The 22,130-nt window shown below is 71.8% G+C and carries 16 protein-coding genes; 10 read left to right on the forward strand and 6 right to left on the reverse strand.

What is annotated here, in order from left to right; genetic code table 11:
• Nucleotides 1-100 precede the first annotated feature (100 nt).
• The gene (locus tag IE212_RS18585; protein WP_190198999.1) at nucleotides 101-331 is read left to right on the forward strand and encodes a CopG family antitoxin; all 231 of its coding nucleotides are present in this window, start codon (nucleotides 101-103) and stop codon (nucleotides 329-331) included.
• Here the strand turns inward: IE212_RS18585 and IE212_RS18590 are convergent.
• Entirely contained in the window at nucleotides 301-1,752 is a 1,452-nt protein-coding gene (locus IE212_RS18590; protein ID WP_190199000.1) for an NCS2 family permease, read from the reverse strand. The two genes, IE212_RS18585 and IE212_RS18590, sit on opposite strands and share 31 nt — an antisense overlap.
• Before the next feature lie 117 nt (nucleotides 1,753-1,869).
• On the opposite strand from IE212_RS18590, the gene IE212_RS18595 reads away from it, so the two are divergent.
• The 3 genes from IE212_RS18595 (at nucleotide 1,870) to IE212_RS18605 (ending at nucleotide 6,134) form a co-directional block, all read left to right on the forward strand.
• Complete coding sequence (locus IE212_RS18595; RefSeq protein ID WP_190199001.1) at nucleotides 1,870-2,166, forward strand: DUF2530 domain-containing protein; 297 nt, start codon at nucleotides 1,870-1,872, stop codon at nucleotides 2,164-2,166.
• Nucleotides 2,167-2,750: 584 nt separating this feature from the next.
• The gene (locus IE212_RS18600; RefSeq protein ID WP_190199002.1) at nucleotides 2,751-3,596 is read left to right on the forward strand and encodes a class I SAM-dependent methyltransferase; all 846 of its coding nucleotides are present in this window, start codon (nucleotides 2,751-2,753) and stop codon (nucleotides 3,594-3,596) included.
• A gap of 144 nt (nucleotides 3,597-3,740) precedes the next feature.
• Entirely contained in the window at nucleotides 3,741-6,134 is a 2,394-nt protein-coding gene (locus IE212_RS18605) for a cation-translocating P-type ATPase (protein WP_190199003.1), read from the forward strand.
• 18 nt (nucleotides 6,135-6,152) lie between these two features.
• Here IE212_RS18605 and IE212_RS18610 read toward each other — a convergent pair whose 3' ends face one another.
• Together IE212_RS18610 and IE212_RS18615 are read right to left on the reverse strand one after the other, a co-directional pair.
• Nucleotides 6,153-7,712, reverse strand: coding sequence for an FG-GAP-like repeat-containing protein (locus IE212_RS18610; protein ID WP_190199004.1), 1,560 nt, complete (start codon nucleotides 7,710-7,712; stop codon nucleotides 6,153-6,155).
• Between the two features lie 87 nt (nucleotides 7,713-7,799).
• A complete protein-coding gene (locus tag IE212_RS18615; protein ID WP_229864429.1) occupies nucleotides 7,800-8,183 on the reverse strand; it encodes a hypothetical protein in 384 nt (127 codons plus the stop codon).
• Nucleotides 8,184-8,819: 636 nt separating this feature from the next.
• On the opposite strand from IE212_RS18615, the gene IE212_RS18620 reads away from it, so the two are divergent.
• Nucleotides 8,820-12,407, forward strand: coding sequence for an ALF repeat-containing protein (locus IE212_RS18620; protein WP_190199005.1), 3,588 nt, complete (start codon nucleotides 8,820-8,822; stop codon nucleotides 12,405-12,407).
• Nucleotides 12,404-12,763 carry a DUF6086 family protein gene (locus IE212_RS18625; protein ID WP_190199006.1) on the forward strand — a complete coding sequence of 120 codons (360 nt, stop codon included), beginning with the start codon at nucleotides 12,404-12,406 and terminating at the stop codon, nucleotides 12,761-12,763. The genes IE212_RS18620 and IE212_RS18625 overlap by 4 nt, the downstream gene beginning before the upstream one ends.
• A 76-nt stretch (nucleotides 12,764-12,839) precedes the next feature.
• On the opposite strand, the gene IE212_RS18630 is transcribed toward IE212_RS18625, so the two are convergent.
• From IE212_RS18630 to IE212_RS18640, 3 genes are all read right to left on the reverse strand, one after another.
• Nucleotides 12,840-13,697 (reverse strand): hypothetical protein, encoded by an 858-nt coding sequence (locus IE212_RS18630; protein WP_190199007.1) that lies wholly within the window; start codon nucleotides 13,695-13,697, stop codon nucleotides 12,840-12,842.
• Between the two features lie 174 nt (nucleotides 13,698-13,871).
• The gene (locus IE212_RS18635; protein WP_190199008.1) at nucleotides 13,872-17,027 is read right to left on the reverse strand and encodes a sacsin N-terminal ATP-binding-like domain-containing protein; all 3,156 of its coding nucleotides are present in this window, start codon (nucleotides 17,025-17,027) and stop codon (nucleotides 13,872-13,874) included.
• 111 nt (nucleotides 17,028-17,138) lie between these two features.
• Entirely contained in the window at nucleotides 17,139-18,065 is a 927-nt protein-coding gene (locus IE212_RS18640) for a DUF3027 domain-containing protein (protein WP_190199009.1), read from the reverse strand.
• Nucleotides 18,066-18,319: 254 nt separating this feature from the next.
• Between IE212_RS18640 and IE212_RS18645 the strand changes: the two genes are divergently transcribed.
• The 4 genes from IE212_RS18645 to IE212_RS18660 all read left to right on the forward strand — a co-directional run bounded on the left by IE212_RS18645 (nucleotide 18,320) and on the right by IE212_RS18660 (nucleotide 22,126).
• Nucleotides 18,320-19,753 carry an MFS transporter gene (locus tag IE212_RS18645; RefSeq protein ID WP_190199191.1) on the forward strand — a complete coding sequence of 478 codons (1,434 nt, stop codon included), beginning with the start codon at nucleotides 18,320-18,322 and terminating at the stop codon, nucleotides 19,751-19,753.
• 123 nt (nucleotides 19,754-19,876) lie between these two features.
• A complete protein-coding gene (locus IE212_RS18650) occupies nucleotides 19,877-20,374 on the forward strand; it encodes a DUF2771 domain-containing protein (RefSeq protein WP_190199010.1) in 498 nt (165 codons plus the stop codon).
• 23 nt (nucleotides 20,375-20,397) lie between these two features.
• Complete coding sequence (locus tag IE212_RS18655; protein ID WP_373301404.1) at nucleotides 20,398-21,288, forward strand: futalosine hydrolase; 891 nt, start codon at nucleotides 20,398-20,400, stop codon at nucleotides 21,286-21,288.
• Nucleotides 21,278-22,126 carry a 1,4-dihydroxy-6-naphtoate synthase gene (locus IE212_RS18660; protein ID WP_190199011.1) on the forward strand — a complete coding sequence of 283 codons (849 nt, stop codon included), beginning with the start codon at nucleotides 21,278-21,280 and terminating at the stop codon, nucleotides 22,124-22,126. Before IE212_RS18655 ends, IE212_RS18660 begins: the two co-directional genes overlap by 11 nt.
• Nucleotides 22,127-22,130: the final 4 nt, after the last annotated feature.

Below are 22,130 nucleotides of genomic sequence, written 5' to 3' on the forward strand. Positions count from 1 at the left end.
AGGAACGCCCGTGACCCTGGCCACTGAACCGTGACATCACTCATATGGGTGATCTGACAGTGGAACGGGACACACCACGCCGAAGCGTGCCGCGACCCTCATGGTCATGGGGACCAGTGTGCTCAGCCTGCGCATAGACCACGACCTGCTCGAACGGCTCCGGAACCAAGCCGCGAAAAGGGGAATGAGCGTCCAGGACTATGTCGTCCGGACGCTCATTCGAGATGACTTCGACCAGCGGTTCCAGACCGCCGTCGAGGAGACGGAGCGGTTCTACGGGTCACCCGACCCCGGCGAGGATCAGGTCAGGCCCAGCGCAGGCATCAGGTAGTAGAACGCGAACACCGCCGCCACCGCGTACAGCGCCGCCGGCACCTCCCGGCCACGCCCGGCCGCCAGGCGCAGCACCACGAAGGTGACGAAGCCCATGCCGATGCCGTTGGTGATCGAATAGGTGAACGGCATCATCAGCATCGTCACGAAGGCCGGAATGGCGATCGTGTAGTCCGCCCAGTCGATCTCCTTGACCGAGCCGGCCAGGATCAGGAAGCCGACCGCGACCAGGGCCGGCGTGGCCGCCTGGGACGGCACCATCGTGGCGACCGGCGTCAGGAACAGGGCGGCGGCGAACAGGCCGCCCGTGACGACGTTCGCGAGACCGGTACGCGCCCCCTCGCCGACGCCCGCCGTGGACTCGACGAACGCGGTGGTCGCCGAAGAGGAACTGGCACCACCCGCGGCGACCGCGAGGCCGTCGACGAACAGCACCTTGTTGATGCCGGGCATCTGCCCCTCACCGTCGGTCAGCTTCGCCTCCTCGGAGACGCCCATGATCGTGCCCATCGCGTCGAAGAAGCACGACAGCAGCACGGTGAAGACGAAGAGCACACCGGTCAGCAGGCCGACCTTCCCGAACCCGCCGAACAGGCTGACCTGCCCGACCAGCCCGAAGTCGGGGCTCGCGACCGGGTTGCCGGGCCACTTCGGGGCGGTGAGACCCCAGCTGGGCACCTTCGCCACCGCCTCGATGATCACCGCGGCGATCGTCATCACGACGATCGATATCAGGATCGCGCCGGACACCTTCCGCACGATGAGGGCGAAGGTCAGCAGCACACCCGCGACGAAGACCAGAACCGGCCAGCCGTCCAGATGGCCGTCGCCGCCGAGCTGGAGCGGGACGGTGGTGTGGGCGGCGTCCGGGATCCGGGAGACGAACCCGGCGTCGACCAGCCCGATCAGCATGATGAACAGGCCGATCCCGATGGAGATGGCCTTGCGCAGCCCCTGGGGTACGGCGTTCATGACACGCTCACGCAGACCGGTGGCGACCAGCAGCATCACGACGAACCCGGCGAGGACCACCATGCCCATCGCGTCCGGCCAGGACATGCGCGGGGCCAGCTGGAGGGCGACGACGGAGTTCACGCCGAGACCTGAGGCGAGCGCGATCGGCACGTTGCCGATGACGCCCATGAGGAGCGTGGTGAGCGCCGCCGTCAGGGCCGTCGCGGTGACCAGCTGCCCATTGTCGAGCTGGTGACCGTACATGTCCTTCGCGCTGCCGAGGATGATCGGGTTGAGCACGATGATGTAGGCCATCGCGAAGAAGGTGGCGAGGCCGCCTCGGACCTCGCGGGACAGGGTGCTGCCCCGCTCGGAGATCCGGAAGAAGCGGTCGAGCGCGCCGTGAGCAGGCCCGGCTCCCGGCTGTTCAGGGGCGGGGGCCTTGGTGGGAGCCGAGGACGACATAGGTTTGGTGTTTCCTACGAATAGAAGTGGTCAGACACAAACCGTTTCAGTATGAACATATAAAGTCCGTATCGCACATCTCCGCGCGTAGATCTGATCGCCTCGTAAGCTGTCCCCATGGCGAAGTGGACCCCCAGACACGAGGCGCCGGAGCCCCTGGAGGGCCCCGTGGTCGCGACGATCACCGGCGGCACGATCCTGTGGTTCGTCCTGTTCCTGGTCCAGCTCCCCTTCTACGGCTGGTTCGACGACCACGGCCACACCTGGTGGCTGTGGACCTGCCTGGCCGGCGGTGGCCTCGGCCTGATCGGCATCTGGTACGTCCGCAAGCGCGACGCCGCGCTCAAGCGGGCCGCCGCCCAGCCGGACACCCCCGACGCTCCCCCGACCCGCTCGACGCCCTCGGCCCAGTAGACCTGCCGCAGCCGCAGCGCCCGGTTCCAGGTGCCTGGCGTTGGTGCGGGGGTCGGGGCGTTGCGCAGCCCGGCGTCGCGGGGTGCCGCTGCGCCCACCCGTGCCGCCCAAGCGGCACGACTGCCCGCAGCGGCGGCACAACTGCCCGCAGCGGCGGCGGCGGCCGGTTCCAGGTACTCGGCCTTGGTGCGAGGGGCGGGGCGTTGCGCAACCCGGCGTCGCGGGGTGCCGCTGCGCCCACCCGTGCCGCCCAAGCGGCACGGGTGGGCGCAGCGGCGGCACGACTGCCCGCAGCGGGGGTGGGGCGGCTGCCCGCAGCTGGGACGGCCGGCAGCTGGGACGGCCGGCAGCCGCCTACGTACGGAAGGGGACGTGTCGGGGGGTGTCCGCCCGCAGCGGTTGGCGCGTCAACGGACAGTCACTCGGTATCCGACTCCATCGCGCCGTTCCGAGGACGGACACCCCCCGGCACGTCCCCGACCCCCCACCCAGCGGCACGCACGCCCGCGCACCCGCGTCTCCGACAAGACACCCACCCGCCCCCTCTCTACGCTCAAGAGGAGCGAGCGGTGAGGAGCGCAGCCATGACGACGCAGCACAGCGCGATCGAGGCCGACCGGGCGCTGAAGGCCAAGCACCGGGCGATGTGGGCCCAGGGCGACTACCCCTCCCTGGCCGTCGAGCTCATCCCCGGCCTCGGGGCGGAACTGGTCGAGGCATGCGGAGTGACCCCCGGCCGGCGGGTGCTGGACGTGGGCGCCGGCAGCGGCAACGCCGCCATCCCGGCGGCCCTGGCGGGCGCGGACGTGATCGCCTCCGACCTCACCCCGGAGCTGTTCGAGGCCGGCCAACGGTTCGCGGAGCGGCAGGGGGCACGTCTCACCTGGCAGGAGGCCGACGCCGAGGCCCTCCCCTTCGGCGACGCGGAGTTCGACACCGTGCTGTCCTGCGTCGGCGTCATGTTCGCCCCGCACCACCAGCGGGCCGCCGACGAACTCGTCCGGGTCTGCCGCCCTGGCGGCACCATCGGGCTGCTGAACTGGACGCCCCAGGGCTTCATCGGCCGGATGTTCGCCGTGATGAAGCCGTACGCGCCCCCTCCTCCCCCGGGCGCGCAGCCGCCCCCGCTGTGGGGAGAGGAAAGCCATGTGCGCGAGCTCCTCGGAGACCGGGTCACCGACGTGAGCACCGAGCGCCGGACCGTCAGGGTCGACCTCTTCAGCACGCCCGAGGCGTTCCGCGACTACTTCAAGGAGCGCTACGGCCCCACGATCACCGTCTACAGGAACATCGCCGGCGACCCCGAGCGCGTCGCCGCCCTGGACCGCGACCTCGCGGACCTCGCGCGCGACGCCGACCTGGGCACCGGCGCCGGCAGGACCGTCCTGGAGTGGGAGTACCTGCTGCTCACCGCCCGCCGGGCGGCCTGACACCGCGGGAGCGGCGTCAGGCCCGACAATGCGACGGGCCCGTACAACTCCCGTACCACCACGGCACGGCGCCCCTCCTTCCCAGGTCGGATCTCCCCCGCATTCGGCAGGTGATCCGCCAGTTCCGCACGTACCGTCGAATGCATGACGCATCTCGACGCGGGTGCCCGGCTCGACTCCACCCGGCCGGCGACGGTCACCTCACGCGAGACCGGCCTGACCCGTGCTCAGGTCGCCGAACGCGTACAGCGCGGCCAGGTCAACAACGTGCCGGTGCGCAGCAGCCGGTCCCTCGTCGACATCGTCCGCGCGAACGTCTTCACCCGCTTCAACGCGATCATCGGCGTGCTCTGGCTGATCATGCTGGTCGTCGCGCCGATCCAGGACAGCCTGTTCGGGTTCGTGATCCTCGCCAACACCGGCATCGGCATCGTCCAGGAGTGGCGGGCGAAGAAGACGCTGGACTCGCTCGCCCTGATCGGCGAGGTGCGGCCCACCGTCCGCAGGGACGGCGCCTCCGCGCAGGTCAGCACCTCCGAGATCGTCCTCGACGACCTGCTCGAGATCGGGCCCGGCGACAAGGTCGTCGTCGACGGTCTCTGCGTCGAGGCCGACGGGCTGGAGATCGACGAGTCGCTGCTCACCGGCGAGGCCGACCCGGTCGTCAAGCACCCCGGCGACCAGGTGATGTCCGGCAGCTTCGTGGTCGCGGGCGGCGGGGCGTTCCAGGCCACGAAGGTCGGGCGTGAGGCCTACGCCGCACAGCTCGCCGAGGAGGCCTCACGGTTCACCCTCGTCCAGTCCGAGCTGCGCTCGGGTATCTCGACGATCCTGAAGTACGTCACCTGGATGATGATCCCGACCGCGATCGGCCTGGTCGTCAGCCAGCTGTTCGTGAAGGAGAACGGCTTCGACGACTCCGTGGTCCGCACGGTCGGCGGCATCGTGCCGATGGTCCCGGAGGGGCTGGTCCTGCTGACCTCGGTCGCCTTCGCCATCGGCGTCATCCGGCTGGGCCGCAAGCAGTGCCTGGTCCAGGAACTGCCCGCGATCGAGGGGCTGGCCCGGGTCGACACGGTCTGCCTCGACAAGACCGGCACCCTCACCGAGGGCGGCATGGACGTCACCGGGCTGCGGCCCCTGCGGGGTGCCGACGAGACCTACGTGCGTGAGGTGCTCGGCGCGCTCGGTGAGTCCGACCCGCGGCCGAACGCGTCCCTCAAGGCGATCATCGACACCTACCCGGCCGTGGACGGCTGGCGCTGCACCCGGGCCCTGCCGTTCTCCTCGGCCCGCAAGTACAGCGGCGCCGCGTTCAGCGAGGGCGACGGGCAGTCCAGCACGTGGCTGCTGGGCGCCCCGGACGTCCTGCTTCCCGACGACGACCCGGCCCTCGCCGAGACCGAGCGGCTGAACGAGCAGGGTCTGCGCGTCCTCCTGCTGGCCCGGGTCGCGCGGGACCTCGACGACCCCGAGGTGGCCAAGGGGGCGCGGCCCACCGCCCTGGTCGTACTGGAGCAGCGGCTGCGCCCGGACGCGGCCGAAACACTGCGTTACTTCGCCGACCAGAACGTCCGGGCGAAGGTCATCTCCGGCGACAACGCGGTGTCGGTCGGTGCGGTCGCCGCCAAGCTGGGGCTGTCCGGTACCACCGTGGACGCGCGCCGGCTGCCCGCCGAGCGGGACGGGATGGCGGGGGCGCTCGACGACGGCACGGTGTTCGGGCGGGTCACCCCGCAGCAGAAGCGGCACATGGTGGGCGCGTTGCAGTCCCGCGGGCACACGGTCGCGATGACGGGCGACGGTGTGAACGACGTCCTCGCCCTGAAGGACGCCGACATCGGTGTCGCGATGGGCTCCGGTTCGGAGGCGACCCGGGCGGTGGCGCAGATCGTGCTGCTGAACAACAGCTTCGCGACGCTGCCGTCGGTGGTGGCGGAGGGCCGCCGGGTCATCGGCAACATCACGCGCGTCGCGACGCTGTTCCTGGTGAAGACGGTCTACTCGGTGCTGCTGGCGGTCCTGGTGGTCTGCTCCCAGGTGGAGTACCCGTTCCTGCCGCGCCACCTGACCCTGCTGTCGACGCTGACGATCGGCGTCCCGGCGTTCTTCCTGGCTCTCGCGCCCAACAGGGAGCGCGCTCGGCCGAACTTCGTGCGGCGGGTCATGCGGTACGCGATCCCGGGCGGGGTGGTGGGCGGGGCGGCGACCTTCGCGACGTATCTGATCGCACGGACGTACTACACGGGCCCGGGCGAGCTGAACGCGGAGACCAGTGTCGCGACGCTCACGCTGTTCCTGATCTCGCTGTGGGTGCTCGCGATCATCGCCCGCCCGTACACCTGGTGGCGGATCGCCCTGGTCGCCTCGATGGGCGGGGCGTTCCTGCTCGTCCTCGCCGTGCCGGGGCTCCAGCACTTCTTCGCGCTGCGGCTGGTCGGGATGACGATGCCGTGGGCCGCTGTCGGCATCTCCGTGATCGCGGCGGCCACCCTGGAACTCCTGTGGAGGTGGGTGGACCGCCGCTTCCGCGTGTGAGAGGTCCGCCGTGACGGATCAGACCTTGGGCCACATGCTCTTCCCGGCCGCCAGTGCGCCCTTGCCGTCGCCCGCGAACCACCTCAGCTCGCCGTTGACCTCCACAGAGGCCAGGTCGGCCTTCCCGTCACCGTTGAAGTCGCCGCTCAGCAGCGGCCGGTAGCTCGTCCAGTCCTTGCCGGACCACATCGAGCGGGCCTTGTCGAAGGTGCCGTCGGCCTTGCCCGGATAAAGGTGCAGGGCACCGTCGGCGGCCACGGCGGCGATGTCCTCGCGGCCGTCTCCGTTGAAGTCCGCCGTGGCGATGCGCTCCTTCTTCCAGGTCTTGTCCGGCCACATGGACTTCTTCTGGTTGACCAGGTCGCCGCCCGCGTCCCGCTTGTAGGTGTAGAGGGAGCCGTCGGGCCACTGGAACAGCGGTGTGTCACGGGCCGGAGTGGCGCTGTGCAGGACAGCGGCGGGCAGCAGCTGCTTCCAGGTGGTGTCCGTCCAGAGCTTCTTCCCGATCCAGAAGGGGCTCGGTTCACGCTTGCTTCCGATGAACACGTCACCGCTGTCCCACACGGTGATCACCTCGACGCCCGGCGCGTCGTCGAAGTCGCCCGCGAGGATCTGCTGCACCCGGGAGTTGCCGAGCGCCGGCAGGTAGGTGCCGAACTGCAGGGTGCCGTCGGGCCGGCTGTAGAAGACCTGGATGGTGCCGTCCGCCATGTGGGAGGCGACGTCGGTACGGCCGTCACCGTTGAAGTCGGCGGTCGTCATGGCGTCCTTGATGAACTTCCTGCGGTGTGTCATACGCACCCGCTGGACCCAGTCGGCGATGTCGTCCACCCGGGTGGCGAGCGCCCCGGTGCGCGTCTCGTCGGAGTTGAAGCAGCCGCCGCCCCAGGAGGCCGTGACGATGCCGACCAGCTTCCCGCGGGCGTTGAGCACCGGCCCTCCGGCGTCGCCCGGGCACACGGCGCCACCGGAGGTGGGCGAGATCCCCAGGGTCGCGGAGTCGACGGTGTCGACACGGAAGTCACCGGTGTGCGCCTTCCCCGGGACCCAGTCGCTCCCGGTACGGCCGAAGCCGACCGCACGGAGCTGGTCGCCCTGAGCCGGTGCCACCGTGGCGACGTCGGCCCTGTTCCTGTCGGGGAACGGGCCGTCCAGCGGGTTCTCGACGCTCGGGTCGTCGACGCGCGCCATGACCAGGTCACGATCGGGGTGCGGGAGCAGCTCCAGCACCTTCTGCTTCTCGGGCGCCGCGGCGGGCCGGTTGCCGTCGGCGGTCACCACCGTGGGATACGGCGGCGCCCCAGCCGCGATCTTCGTCGCGGTCCGGGGGTCGGCCGCGAAGCAGCTGGCGGCCGTGAGCACCCACTGCTCGTCGACCAGGGTCCCGGAGCAGGCGCGGTCGTTGTCCTTGCCGATGGTGAGGTGAAGCTTCACGGCGAACGGGTCGGCGCCGCCCGTCACCTCGTCGCCGCCCATGGACTGTGCCGGAGATGAGCTCAGGAGACCGGCCGCGAGGCCGGCCGCCAGGACCCCGGCGGTCCATGCCGTGCGCTTCGCGCGCGAACGGGGGTAGGTCACGTTTCCTCGAATCAAAGACGTGCTCTGCGGGTGCAGAGAGCAATGCGGGCCCGTGCGGCATGCCGCGCGGGCTGGGACATCAGCGGATCAACCGGTCACACGCAGCTCGACCAGCACCGACCTGGCGCCGCCGACCGTGCCTTCCCCGACGGACTCGAAGCCGCCCTTGGGGACGTTGACCGTCGTGGTCCTGCCGTCGGCGGTGAGGTCCGCGCTCACCGGGTGATCGGGGGCCTCCACGGCGAAGACGCGGGGAAGTTCCAGCGTGAGGCGGCCGGTCTTGCCCACGGCCTTGAAGCAGTAGGTGCCCCGACGGCCGGCCGAGGCGTCCTCGACGGTCATGACCCGGATCTGCTGGGCGGCCTGGTCGCATTCGGCGAGCACGATGTGCCCGTCGCCCCTCTTCAGCTTGATTCCCTTTTCCGCGAGGATGCGGTCGGCACCTGGGTATTCGTAGTTTTCGACCGCCACGGGTGGAATCGAGGCGGGCGGAGGCTGCGGCGGGTCATCGGCGAACGCAACAGAAATTCCGGCGAGCGTGACGCAAGCGGCAGCGATTACGGAAGCGGCAAGTTTTCGGGCACGAAAAGGCACCGAAGCGTCCCTTCAGGCGCGGCAGCTCGCACTGCGAGAACCCGCCAGGATGCGAATGAAAAGAAACTGGAAATGAAAGACGGGCATACGCGACCGCCGTGCAGTCGTCGGATACGCCTCATTTGACCCGCGCGAAGCGAGTCCCCCCGTTCAACCCCCTGCAGATATGAGTCTGGAGCGGCCCCGGCTGGTCAAGCCGGGCATCGCAAAGCCAAAGTCAGGGCACAGGGTATGCAGGCGGAGGTTCGAACGTCAACACTAATCCCGCGACATCTTCCCGAGCACTTCACGCCCCGGTCAAAAAGTGGCGATACGCCCGTTCCGTGCGCGGCCGAATACAACATCCGCAGCTTGAAAAAACGAGGGCTATGCTTACCCGTCGACTATTCGGTGACGCGCATTGTGGGGATCGTCGCCGATGACCGAGACAGGTGCTCAGTGAATCGAAGAACTGACCAGCTCGATAGCGCCGGAAAAGTGGCACGCTTGCTACGTAGAACGGCACTGGGTTTGTTGCCCTTGGCCCTGACCGGCAGCCTGCTGGGTTCGGTGCCCGCCGCGGTCGCCGCGCCCGCGCCGGACCGGGTTCGCGCCATCGCCACCGCGTCGGCCGTCACCGCGGCCGACCGTGGGCTGATCGTCGACCACTGGAAGGAGGGGGGACCCGGCGTCAAGGCGGCGGCCGAGGTGGCGCTGACCGGTACGGACGCCGAGGCCGAGGCGTTTCTGAAGGCCGTGGACGACCTGTCCTTCCAGGACGAGCGGGTCAGTGCCGCCCAGATCGCCTCGGTGGGAGGCCCCGAACTGCTGGCCGCGGCACGCGCGGCCCTGGCCGGGACCCGTGCCGAGCTGCACGACTTCCTGGACGACGGCTGGGAAGACCCGATGGCCCAGGACAACCGGGTCCGGGTCGCCCAGATCATCGACACGGGCGGCCCCAACGTGCAGAACGCCGGACGGGCCGCGCTCGCCGGCACCTCCGAGGACGTCCGGAAGTTCCTCAGCGAGGGTCAGTACGTCCAGCGCGAGCAGGACGAGCGGGTGCAACTCGTCCAGATCGTCAGTGTGGGCGGCACCAACGTGCGCGCGGCCGGCCGCATCGCGCTGAGCGGCAGCGCGGCGGACATCCGGGAGTTCCTGGAGGTCGGCCAGTTCGTGGCCCGCGCCAAGGACCAGGAGCACGCCACCGTCGCCGAGCTCGCCGAGCAGGCGAAGGAAGCGGGCAGACAAGCCGCCAAGGAGACCGCCTCCGCCAAGACCGAGTCCGCCAAGGCGGTGCAGGCGGCGCAGCTCGCCAAGGAGGCGGCGCTGGAGGCGGAGGCCGAGGCCAAGGCGGCCAAGAACGACACCGACAGGGCCGCACGCGCCGCGAAGCGGGCCGCCAAGGCGGCCTCCCAGGCCGCCGCCTCCGCGCAGCGGGCGATCGACGCGGCCGACGCCGCCAACAACTCGGCCCGTGTCGCCGCCAACGCGGCCTCCCAGGCGGCGGCCGCCGCGGCGGGCGCCTCTCAGGCTGCTTCCCGTGCCCGGGGTGCCGCCGCCGACGCGGCGGTGGACGCCAAGAACACGGAGGCCGCGCGTCAGGCGGCCAAGGACGCCCGCAAGGCGGCCGAGGGCGCCAACCTGGCCGCCGACGCGGCCGACCAGGCGGCCAAGGCGGCCGACGCGGCGGGTGACGCCGCGAGTTCGGCGGCGAGCGCCGGTGCCAACGCCAATATCGCCGCCAACGCCGCGATCGAGGCCGGCAACTACGCCGGCCAGTCGAGCGCGGCCGCCGCCGAGGCACGCGCCGCCGCGGCGGCCACCAAGCGGCACGCCGCTGAGGCCAACCGCGCCGCGGCCGCCGCCGAGTCCCTGGCCCGCAAGGCGGCGAGGGCCGCCCGTGAGGCCCGGGACGCCGCGAAGTCGGCGGCCACCCACGCCAAGAAGGCCGGCGACGCCGCCGAGGAGGCGGCGAAGAACGCCGGGCAGGCCGCGCAGGCCGCCGCCAAGTCCACGGAGCACGCCAACGCGGCCACCGAGGCGGCGAACGCCTCCACCACCGCCGTGGCCAAGGCCCATGAGGTCTTCACCCTCGCCCGCGAGGTCGAGGCCGCCGAACTTCTCGGCCGTACCAACGCGGGCATCGAACTGGCCAGGGACTACAAGCAGCAGGAGGAGGCCCGAACCGCCGCGCAGGCGCAGCAGGTGAAGGCCGCGAAGGACCGGGAGGCCGAGCGGGACCGGCTCGTGGCCGAGGCCGGCAGGCCCGGCGCCGACCTGGCCTCGGTCGCCGACCAGGGCCGCGAGCTGGCCGTGCGGGTGATGAAGGCGGGCACCGCGTGGGGACGCGCCGCGGCCGAGGCCGCCCTGGCCGGCAGCGACGAGGCCGTCATCGACTACCTGCGCAACGGCTGGAGGACCGCCCAGCAGCAGGACGACCGTTCCTACGTCGAGCGTCTCGCCGAGGAGAGCGAGGACAAGGCGGTGCGTGACGCCGCCGAGGCCGCCCTGGACGGCGACGCCGCCGCCATCACCGAGTTCATCGACAGCGGCCAGTACAAGGCGGGCTCCGAGGGCATGCGGGTCGCCATCGCCCAGGTGATCTCGGACGCCGGGCCCGTCCTCACCGAGGCGGGCCGCAACGCCCTGGCCACGGGCGACCCGAAGAAATTCAGCGAGTTCCTGATCAGGACGCAGCACACCGCGCGCACCCAGGACGAGCGGGTCAGGGCCGCGCAACTGGTCGACAGCGGCACCCCCGAGGTGAAGGCGGCTGCCCGGATCGCGCTCGAGGGGCCGACGCAGGCACTGCACGCCTTCATCGTCTCCGGTCAGTACAAGGCGTTGCGCAAGGATCACCTGACCGCCACGCACGTCGCCCGGGTCCAGAAGCTGATCGCGGACTCGGCGAAGGTCGCGGCCACCGCGCAGCAGAACGCGGCCACCGCCCAGAAGGTCGCCGCGACGGCCCGCAAGGCGGCCGACAAGGCCATCGAGTGGGCGAAGAAGGCCGACGCGTCGGCGGCCGAGGCACGCGAGCACGCCAAGAAGGCCGAGAAGTACGCCCAGGACGCCGAGGCGTCCGCGGCGAGCGCCGCCGCCTCCGCGAGAACGGCCAGGGACGCGGCGAAGCGCGCCGACGCCTCCGCGGCGGACGCGGCCAGGTCTGCGGCCGACGCCACGCTGTCCTCGGAGGTCGCCCAGGCCGCCGCGTCCAACGCCTCGTACTACGCGGACCAGGCGTACAAGTCGGCGGTCGCGGCCGGCAAGGACGCCGACGCGGCGCTCAAGGAGGCGACCGACGCCTTCAAGGTCACGGTGAAGAAGTACCGGGAGGAGGAAGAGGCCCGGCGCAAGGCCGCGGTCACGGCCAAGGAGAAGGCCGAGAACGAGGCCGGGGCACGTGCCCGTGAGATGTACCGCTGCGGACAGGGGTACATCCCGTGCGACCCCCAGGGCTTCGCCCGCTGGTGCCAGCACAACGAAATCTACTGCGACATCCTTGCGCACAGCGACGAGTTCGCCGCGGCCATGGAGGGCATCTGGAACGCCGAGAAGGAGCTCCTGGGTCTCGGTCAGCTCGAGCAGTGCCTGGACAGCAAGGACTTCGAGCATTGCGGGGGCCTGGCGGGGGATGTGCTCCTGGGCAGCAAGCTGAGGGCTCTGGACCGGGTCTACGACAAGCTGAAGCTGCTCAAGCGCGGCTGCAAGGTGGTCAAGAAGGCATCGGTGGCGTCGTTCGCCGCGTTCACCGTGTCGGCGCGTGGCGCGAACGACGGTGTCCCCCGGTGTCTGGAGGGCGCAACCGACCACAAGGTCTACGACCCCCACTCGGGCGAGATCATCACCGACATCGATCTCTTCGAGAACGGCGTGATGTGGGAGCTCAAGAGCGCCATCTACGCTGAGAGCACCTGGCTGGACAAACACGTCAGCAAGAAGCTGGCCAACTACCTGAAGTGCCGTGCGCTGCTCCCGGGCTACGAGAACGCCCCGATCGGCTTCCGGTTCACCAAGTCAGGGATGGACCCGCGTTTCCGGGCGGCGCTGGAGGAGCGGTTCGAGAAGCTCAGGCAGACGTATCCGGACCTCGACCTGAGACTGGAGATCGCAGATTGAGTTACCCCTTCGAGTACGGCGACGAGACGCTCTGGGACGCGGGGTACCACAGCGGACAGCTGTACGCGTCCCTCGTCCGGGGAGCGGCCGGCTTCCTGGACGTGCCGTCCGGGCTGACGCAGACTCCGCAGGGCGGCTGCGCGGTGGATCGCGAGGCGTTCCAGGCTTTCGTCCAGCAGCTGTACGACCTGTACGCGTCCACGTCCAACGAGGTCCTTCGGGGACTGGCGCAGGGGCTGCTCGGCACCTCGCTCGTGCTGCTCGACCGCGCCGGTGGCGCCGTCGCCCTGCGGCCCGAGGACGCGACCGCCCTGCGGGAGGCCGCGTCGGCGCTGGGGCGGGCCATGGCGTCGTAGCCCGGCTGTGAGGAACGGCTGCCCAGGGGAAGAGATCCCGTGGGCAGCCGTTCCGCTTCATGGCGTTCGGGCCGGACTACTGCACGTCGACGTAGTCGCCCGTGGCGTTGACGGCCGGGGTGGTGCTCGTGCCCGCGAAGCTGAAGCGCCAGTAGCCGTCGTAAGCGGCGGTGGCGGTGGCCTTCACGTTGCCGTACTGGTCGGAGTACACCGTCTTGACGGTGGTGTACGTGCTGGTGCCCGCCTTGCGGAACTGGAGCTTGACCGGCTGGTTGGTGTAGCCGTGGTAGGCGTTGTCCTCCCAGTTGGCGCGGGACAGCTTGCCGGTGGACGTGATCGTCCTGCCCTTGTAGACGGGCTCGGGGCCGGCGTTGACGGTCAGCTTGGAGTAGCGCTGCACCTTGGTGCTGCCCAGGCCGCCCTGCACCTTCTCGTCCCCGTCGCTGGTGACGGCCAGGGCGCCGGCGCCCCAGGTGCCGGCGTCGGAGTTGAACAGGTCGCCGTCGGCCGGGCGGACGTAGATGACGCCCTTGCAGTTGAGCATGGTCGACGAGGCGGCGGTGCAGGTGGCCGGGTCGTCGCTGATCAGCACGTTGTCCGAGTCGTCGAGCGAGGAGCCGTGGTGGATCAGCGGGCCGGTGGCGAAGTTGTCGGAGCCGGTGTCCATGCTCGCGGGGTGCGTCACCGTGTACGTGACCGGGAAGCTGACCACGCTGGTCGTGCCGACGACGATGTTCTTGCCGCTGTTGACCTTCACGTCGGAGAAGGTGACGTCGAGGGTCGACGCGGTGGTGGGGGCCGAGTCGGGACCGGCCGTGGCGGAGCCGAAGGCCTCCGCACCGGACGGCGCGTCGGTGGCGTGCGCGGCCGGAACGACGGAGGCGGAGAGTGCCAGGGCGCCGACGACGGCGGCCACGGTGGCGCGAATACGCATGTGCGTCCCCTATGGGGAGAAGTGATCTAGGAGTCTGACTGACTCGCATGATCAGATTCACGACCGCCGCGAATGGTTGTAGCCGGGTGACCGGTTTTTATCGCACGCGACCACTGTTGACTCACGGATGGACAACGCCTGGCGCCTTCATGGCGAAGCGTGTCGTCCATCCGCTCAGTCGAACCACCGGTCCCGTGCCAGTTCCTCCGTCCGTGACGGGTCCTCCAGCAGCGCCGCCACCTCGAACCGCCGCGGCCACTGTCCCGCCGCCCAGGCCAGTCCCGCTGCCACGCCCTCCAGGGTGGCGGCGTGCAGGGCTCCGTCGTCCGTCAGGCGCCAGTCGATCTCGACGCCGTCGACGACGAGTTCCTCGTGCTCGATGTAGCGGGACGGGGTCAGCCCGCCCAGGAGCACCCGGACCGGCTCCGGTACGTCGTGCTCGGTGCCCTCGGAGGTGACCTGCCCCGTGACGGACTCGCTCAGCCGCCGTACCTGGAACAGTTCGGCCAGTTCGGCGGCGCGGGAGGGCCGGACCGGGAGGAGGGGCACTCCCGCGGTGAAGGGCAGCAGGTCCGGGGAGTCGCAGACGACGGCCTCGGCCGCGTCCACGACCTCCACCCGGCCGTCGATGACGGCGCGCAGTTCGTCCGGCAGGGTCACCTGCTCCGGGTCCAGTTCGGCCAGGGCGCCGTACAGGGCGTGCAGTTGCGCGTCGGTCACCCGGCGCTCCGGGTCGGCGAGCCGGTCGAGGAGTTCGGCGGCCCCGCCGGGCTCGTCCAGCAGCGCGGCGACCGAGGTGCGCACGCCCAGCGCCCGCAGCACCTGTTCGTCCTCGAAGCCGGTGGCGTCGGCCTCGTCGTACAGGCCTCGGAGGAGGGGGTCACCGCCTGCCGAGCGGAGGCCGGCGGGGCGGCGGCCGTCGAGGACGGGGTTCCCGCGCAACCACCAGGCGGTGTACGGGCGTACGGCCTCGTGTGTGCCGTCGTGCAGCAGGATCCGCACCGGCTGGACGATCGCGTCCCTGAGCGGCGGCCGCGACAGCATGGACAGGGCCTGGGGCCACTTGTCCTCGTCGACCAGGTCCAGATCGCGGACGGCGATGATCTCGGTCGCCACCGGTGGCACCGGGCTGTCCGGGAAACGGTCGAGGATGTCCTCCGCCCACACGTCGACCGCGTCCAGCAGGCCGGGGTCGTCGGGCTCCGCGAAGTCGCTCTCGCGGGGCTCCAGTTCGTCCGGGTCGAGCACGACGTCGGTGGCCCGGACGAGCGCGAAGTCCACCAGCACTCCGCAGGCGGCCAGGGGCTGCTCACCCCACTTGCCGGCCAGCTCGGCGTCCACCGCGGCCAGTTCGCCCTCGCGCATGACCTGGGCGAAGGGCCCGCCGGGGAAGACGAGTTCGCAGGCCGGCGCCGGTTCGCCGTCCTCGTCGGGCAGGGCGAGCGCACCGAGCCAGGGCTCGTCACCGGGCTCCAGTCCGGCGTCCCGCACCAGCGCGAGCACGGTGTCGGCGAGCTCCTCGGCGTCGAGGGAGTCCTCCTCCCAGCTCATGCCGCCCTCGTCGTCGAGGGACGCGGCCACGGCGGCCCGCACCTGCGGGGTGGTGAGGACGGCGCGCGGGGTCGCGGGCAGGGCGCCCAGCTTCTCCAGGATCGGGTGCGCGGCGTCCTGGTGGGCGACCTTCAGGCCGAGCCGGGCGAGGACCTCCGGGTCGATCCGGGCGGCCTCCGGGCTGGGCAGCAGCACCTGCCGCGGCCCGATCGTCGTACGGCCGTCGGCCAGCGGCACCGGCAGGCCCGACAGCCGGTCGGGGTCCACCCCGGCGAGGCTGTCGTACAGGCGCCGCCACCAGCCGGGCTCCTTCTCAAGGCCGGCCAGCCGGTCGATCGCGTCGGTCAGCGGGACCCGGGCGACGCCCAGGGTGCGCAGCTCGGTGCGTCGTTCCAGCCCGGCGGGCAGCAGGGTGGGGAGGACTTCCGCCAGTACCCGCACCGTGTCCGCCCCCGCGCCCTCGACGATCTCGGCGTCGCGGGGCCGCAGCGACTCGGGGAGGTCGTCGCCGTCCTGCTCGCGGGGCTCTGTTGCGGGCGGCAAGAACGCCGGGTGGGCGGGGGGGAGAAACGCAGTGCGCGGCAGCCGCTCCAGGATGGCCTGCCGCAGGGCGCCGTCCAGCTCGCCCTTGCCGAGCGGGCCGGGCACGAGGTCGACGAGTCCGGCGGTCACCGGGCGCCAGTCGCCGAGGAGTCCGGCGTAGGCGTCGGCCGCGCGCTGGACGAGGAAGTCGGTGAGCGGGCCCGGCGCGGCGTGCCGGCGGGTGGAGTCCAGCGGGAACGAGGCGATGAGCAGGGCGGGGACGCCGAGCGGCTCGTCGCTGGGGGTGGGGGCGTGCACGACCGGGCTGGTGCGGGGCCGGACCGGGCTGCCGTCGGCGTCGACGGGCACGGCCCAGGTGACCGACCAGTGGGGCCGCAGCCGCTCCTCGACGGGACGGCCGTCGAGCAGGTCGGGGGTGAGGGGGCCGTGCGCGGCGGAGGTGCGCCAGTGGGTGACGCCGCCCTCGGAGTCGTCGACGACGGTGAAGGGGCCGTCGGTGCGGCGGGAGATCGTCCGGGGGTTCTCGCCGTGGATCTCCACGACGACCTCTTCGAGACCGGCGAGGGTGAGCAGCAGGGAGTCGTCGACGGCGCGCAGCAGGCGTTCGGCGAGGTCGGCGGCGGGGGTGTCGCGCAGGGGGAGGATGACGGCGGTGTCGTACGGGTCGGGGGCGGAGCCCTCGGCGGCGAACGGCAGCCGCAGCAGCGGCACGTGTCCGTCGCGCCGCCTGATCTCGTCTCCGAGGCCGGGGCTGTGCCGGGCGGTGTCGGCGGCCCGTTCCCGGGCCTCGGCGAGGGACCAGCGGACCCCGCCGTGCCGGCCGACCACGGCGGGCTCGTCGGTGACGGCCAGGACGGCGGCGAAGCCGACACCGAAACGCCCGACGGCGTGCTCGTGGGTCTCCCGCTTGGCGGAGGCCCGCAGGGTGGACAGCGACTCGACGCCGGCCGCGTCCAGGCGGGCGCCGGTGTTCGCGGCGACGAGCACCCCGTCCCGCAGGGTCAGCCGCAGCCGTCCCGGCACCCCGGCCCGGGCGGCCGCGTCGGCGGCGTTCTGCGCGAGTTCGACGACGAGCCGGTCCCGGTACCCGCCGAGGACCAGGTCCTCCTCGGCGTTGGCGTCCTCACGGAACCGGGCGGGGCTGGTGGCCCAGGCGTCGAGGACACCGCGCCGCAGGCGGGCCGTACCGAACGGGTCGGCCCCCTCGGCGGCGGGCCGCACGAACTTGCTGCTCACGTTCCGGTCCTCTTCCTCGTCGGCGTGAGGACGAAGGTACCGCTTGGCGGGCGCAGGGTGTGCGCCCGCCCGGCGTCAGCGCGCAGGGCGTGCCCGGCAGTCGCGGCGCCGCTACGAGTGGCCCAGTTCCTCCGTGTCCTCGTCCGTCGTCGTCGGCACCGAGCCGGCGTCCGGTGCCGGGCGCAGCGGGAAGGGGTCCACGCGTGTCTCGTCGATGACCGGCGGGGCCGGCTGCGGGGGACGGGGCATGACCGCCGCCTCGGAGTGGCCGCCGCAGCCGTAGGCCAGGGAGACGAGGCGGCCGTCGGCCGGGGAGAACTCGTTGGCACAGACGCCGAAGGCCTGGCCCAGGGAGCCGCCGACGGGGACGAGGAAGCCGCAGGAGACGCAGGCCGCGGGGGCCGACTGGGCCATGGGCGTCTTGGCGCCGAAGGCCTCCTCCCAGCGGTCGGCAGCGGTGTGCAGGCCGTACCGGGAGAGCACCCGGGCCCGGCGCATGCCGAGTTCCTCGGCCACCGCCGCGATCGAGCCGCGGGACGGGGCGACCGGGAGACGGGCCGGGGGACCGTCGGTGACGTCCGCGTCCTCCGCCTCCACCAGGTCGGCCATCTCGTGCGACACGGCCGAGTTGGGCGCCGGCTCGTCCTCGCCGGAGAAGCCCGGCTCCAGCCGGAGGTCCTCCGCGTCGGTGGGCAGCAGATCGCCGGGGCCCATGTCGCCCGGCCGCAGCCGCTCGCTCCACGGCACCCACTCGGGCGCGAGCACCGCGTCCGGGCCGGGCAGCAGCACCGCCTCGTCCACCGTGACGATCTTCGCGCGGGAGGCGCGGGCCACCGTCACGGCCCAGCGCCAGCCCCGGTATCCGAGCTCACGGCACTCGAAGAAGTGCGTGACAACGCGATCCCCCTCGGAGACCAGCCCCACGTGCTCGCCGACGACACCGGGCGCGGCGGCCTCCTCGGCGGCGCCGCGTGCGAGGTCCACGGCCTCGGCGCACAGACGGTCAGGGGTGCGGCTTCGCGTTGTCGCTGCGCTCACAGGTATCGCTTCTCTCCATACGCCGTCTCTAGCGAGTGCGCCACTCCCAGCGCCAAGGCGGACGGAGCGGACCAGGGGACCGCGTCGACGTCCTTCATCCATTCTGCGGGATGGCTGAGATAGGCACGCTACCCTTCCGCCCCACTTCGCGTACACCGACGGTGCCATGACCCGACAACCCGGACAGTCACCCCACAGGCCCTATACAAGCGGTAATGGCACTACCCGCGGCGTTCTCGGGGCACTATGACGACGTGGCAGCGGCGAAGACACCCCCGGGCGCCACCGGGACCGGTGGGTCGAAAGGGGTCAGGGGAAACAGCCGGCTGAGCGGACCGGGCCGTGTGGGCGGCCCTCTCCGCGCGATCGGGCGCGCCCTGCACTTCCCGGTCACCGGAACCGCCCGCGGCATCCGCAAGGCCACCCACGCGCACGGCGCCGGCGAGTCCGGCCTCGGCAAGCTGATCGAACTGCACGGGGTGAACGGCGCCGGCGATGTCATGATCACCGTCGCGCTCGCCTCCACGGTCTTCTTCTCGGTGCCCACCGACGAGGCCCGCGGGCGCGTCGCGCTGTACCTCGCCATCACGATGGCGCCCTTCACCCTCCTCGCGCCGGTCGTCGGCCCCCTCCTCGACCGCATTCCGCACGGACGCCGCGCGGCGATGGCCGGCGCGATGCTCGCCCGGGCGCTGCTCGCGATCGTGCTTGCCGGCGCGGTCGTCAGCGGCGGCATCGAGCTGTACCCGGCGGCCCTCGGCGTCCTCGTCGCGTCGAAGGCGTACGGGGTGGTCAGAAGCGCCGTCGTGCCGCGGCTGCTGCCGCCCGGCTTCTCCCTGGTGAAGGCCAACTCGCGGGTCACCCTCGGTGGGCTCCTCGCCACCGGCATCGCCGCGCCGGTCGGCGCCGGACTCCAGCAGATCGGGCCGCGCTGGCCGCTCTACGGCGCCTTCGTCCTCTTCGTCGCGGGGACGGTCCTGTCGTTCACGCTGCCGTCCAAGGTCGACTCCGCCAAGGGCGAGGACACCGCCCTGCTGGCCGCGGACGAACAGCACTTGCACGGGCCGCACCGCCGGCCCGTCAAGCGCCCCGGGCTGCGCACGGTCGGCCCGGCCGTCACCCACGCGCTGGCCGCCAACGCCTCCATCCGCTGTCTCACCGGCTTCCTGATCTTCTTCCTCGCCTTCCTGCTCCGCGAGCACCCGGTCTCCGGGCAGAGCGCGGCCGTGTCCCTGGCGATCGTCGGCGTCTCGGCGGGCGCCGGCAACGCGCTCGGCACGGCGGTCGGGGCGTGGCTCCGCTCCCGGGCACCGGAGATCATCATCGTGACGGTCGTGGCGTGTGTGCTGGGCGCGGCGATCACGGCGGCGGTGTTCTTCGGCGCGGTCATGGTGGCCTGCCTCGCCGCGGTGGCCGGGTTCGCGCAGGCCCTGGCCAAGCTGTCCCTCGACGCGCTGATCCAGCGGGACGTTCCCGAGCCGGTCCGCACGTCGGCCTTCGCCCGTTCCGAGACGCTGCTGCAGATGTCCTGGGTGCTGGGCGGGGCGGTCGGCATCGTGATGCCGCTCAACGGCACGGCCGGGCTGGCCGTGGGGGCGGCGATCGTCGGCACGGGCTGGCTGGCGACCGTGCGGGGGCTGGTCGACTCGGCCCGGCGTGGTGGGGCGGCGCGGCCGCGCGTCGCGTAGTGCCCTCCGATGGATCCTCCAGGGATCTTCCGGTGGACACCTTATGTGGATCTCTTGGGGGATCTCCGTGGGAGCCGTACCCCGCGTGGGCGGTCCGACCCGCGTGCCCGATAGCCTTCGCCCATGACCAGGTTGCCCCGCGGCGTAGCCGCTGATGGATTCCGTGCCGTGCGACGCCGCCGCGCCGTCGCCGCCGCCGGCGTCGTATCCGCCGGACTGCTCGTCCTGTCCGCCTGCGACAAGCCGACCCCGATGGCCACGGTCACCGTGGGCAAGGACTCGGTGAACTCCGAGGCCACCTGTGGCGGTGAGGGCAAGGCCCTGAAGTCGGCCGATCTCACGAAGTGCCTGAAGGACAAGGGCATCAACAGCATCTCCGTCGACCCGGACGAGACGGTGCGCTTTGGTGTCGACCCGGAGATCGCCGACGAGGGCTGGACGATCCTGATGAACGGGCAGCCGCTGACCGACTCCAGCACGAAGACGTACCGCACCATTCCGGGCAGCGTGTTCTTCAACGCGCAGTACGGGGCGCAGGGGAACTCGACGCTGGTCTCCATCAAGCAGGGCGAGAAGGACGCGTCGGGGCTCTGGAACTTCAAGCTCGAGAAGGACGCCTGATCGCTGCCGCTGGGCTTGGCCGGGTGCTTGTCGCCACCGCGGTTCCTGTGGAGAGGGACGCGGTGGTACGGGCCTTTGGGGCGCTGGCCCCGGGGTCCGATGGATCGGTGCTCGGCGTTGCGGGCCGTGCCCACCCGTTCCGCCCTGGCGGAACGACTGCCCACGGCGGTAGCGGAACGACTGCCTACGGCGGTAGCGGAGCGGCTGACCGCGGCGGTGACGGAGCCACTGCCCACGGCGGTAGCGGAACGACTGCCTACGGCGGTAGCGGCGCGGCTGCCCACGGCGGTGGCGGCGGGGCGGCTGGGCGTGCCGGTTTTGGTGGTATCGATGTGATCGCCGCGGGTGTGGGGCCAGGGCTGGCGGCTGCTTCTGCCGCTGCCGCTCTCACCGCGGCCGCCCTTCAGGGCGCCCCCTACGGCCTCGTCGTCTCCGCCGGGATCGGCGGGGGGTTCCAGCCGGACGCGCCGGTCGGGTCGGTCGTCGTCGCTGATGAGATCGTCGCGGCGGATCTCGGGGCCGAGACCCCGGACGGGTTTCTGTCGGTCACCGAGCTCGGGTTCGGGACGGTCAGGCATCGGCCGCCCGAGGAGCTGGTGCGGCGGGCCGCCGCGGCGGTCGGGGCCCGGGCCGGTGCCGTCCTCACCGTCTCCACGGTCACCGGGACCGCCGAACGTGCCGCCGTGCTCCGTGAACGGCATCCCACCGCCCTCGCCGAGGCCATGGAGGGCTTCGGGGTCGCCGAGGCCGCCGTCGCGCACGGGGTGCCCGTGCTGGAGGTGCGGGCGATCTCCAACCCGGTCGGCCCGCGGGACCGTGCCGCCTGGCGCATCCCCGACGCCCTGGCGGCTCTGACCGAGGGCTTCGGGAAGCTCGTGCCCGTACTGGAGAGTTGGAACAGGCATGACAGTTGAGCAGCTGCGGATCGCGTACTCCTCCTGCCCGAACGACACCTTCGTCTTCGACGCCCTGGCCCACGGCCGCGTCCCCGGCGCCCCCGCGCTGGACGTGACCTTCGCCGACATCGACGTCACCAACGGCATGGCCGAGCGCGGCGAGTACGACGTGCTGAAGGTGTCGTACGCCGTGCTGCCGTACGTCCTGGAGCAGTACGCCCTGCTGCCCTGCGGGGGTGCGCTGGGGCGGGGGTGCGGGCCGCTGGTGCTGACGCGGGAGGCGGGGGCCGACCTCGCCGGGCGGACCGTGGCCGTGCCGAGTGAGAAGTCGACCGCGTATCTGCTGTTCCGGCTGTGGGCCGCGGACACGCTGGGCAGCGGGGTCGGCGAGATCGTCGTCATGCCGTTCCACGAGATCATGCCGGCCGTGCGGGACGGGAAGGTCGACGCGGGGCTCGTGATCCACGAGGCGCGCTTCACGTACCGCGACTACGGCCTGCACAAGCTCGCCGACATGGGCGAGCACTGGGAGAACACCACCGGGCTGCCGATCCCGCTGGGCGCGATCATCGCCAAGCGGTCGTTGGGCGAGCAGAGGCTGCGGCTGCTGGCCGACTCCGTGCGGGCGTCCGTGCGCGCCGCCTGGGACGACCCGGAGGCGTCCCGGCCGTACGTCATGGAGCACGCCCAGGAGATGGATCCGGCCGTCGCCGACCAGCACATCGGGCTGTACGTCAACGAGTTCACCGCCGGTCTCGGCGAGGACGGCTACGCCGCCGTACGCGGCCTGCTGACCCGTGCCGCGGCCGAGGGGCTCGTGCCGCCCCTCGGCCCGAACGCGCTCGCTTTTCCCTGAGCGG

This window comes from Streptomyces djakartensis (assembly GCF_014651075.1).
In the GTDB taxonomy this organism is placed as follows: Bacteria; Actinomycetota; Actinomycetes; order Streptomycetales; family Streptomycetaceae; genus Streptomyces; species Streptomyces djakartensis.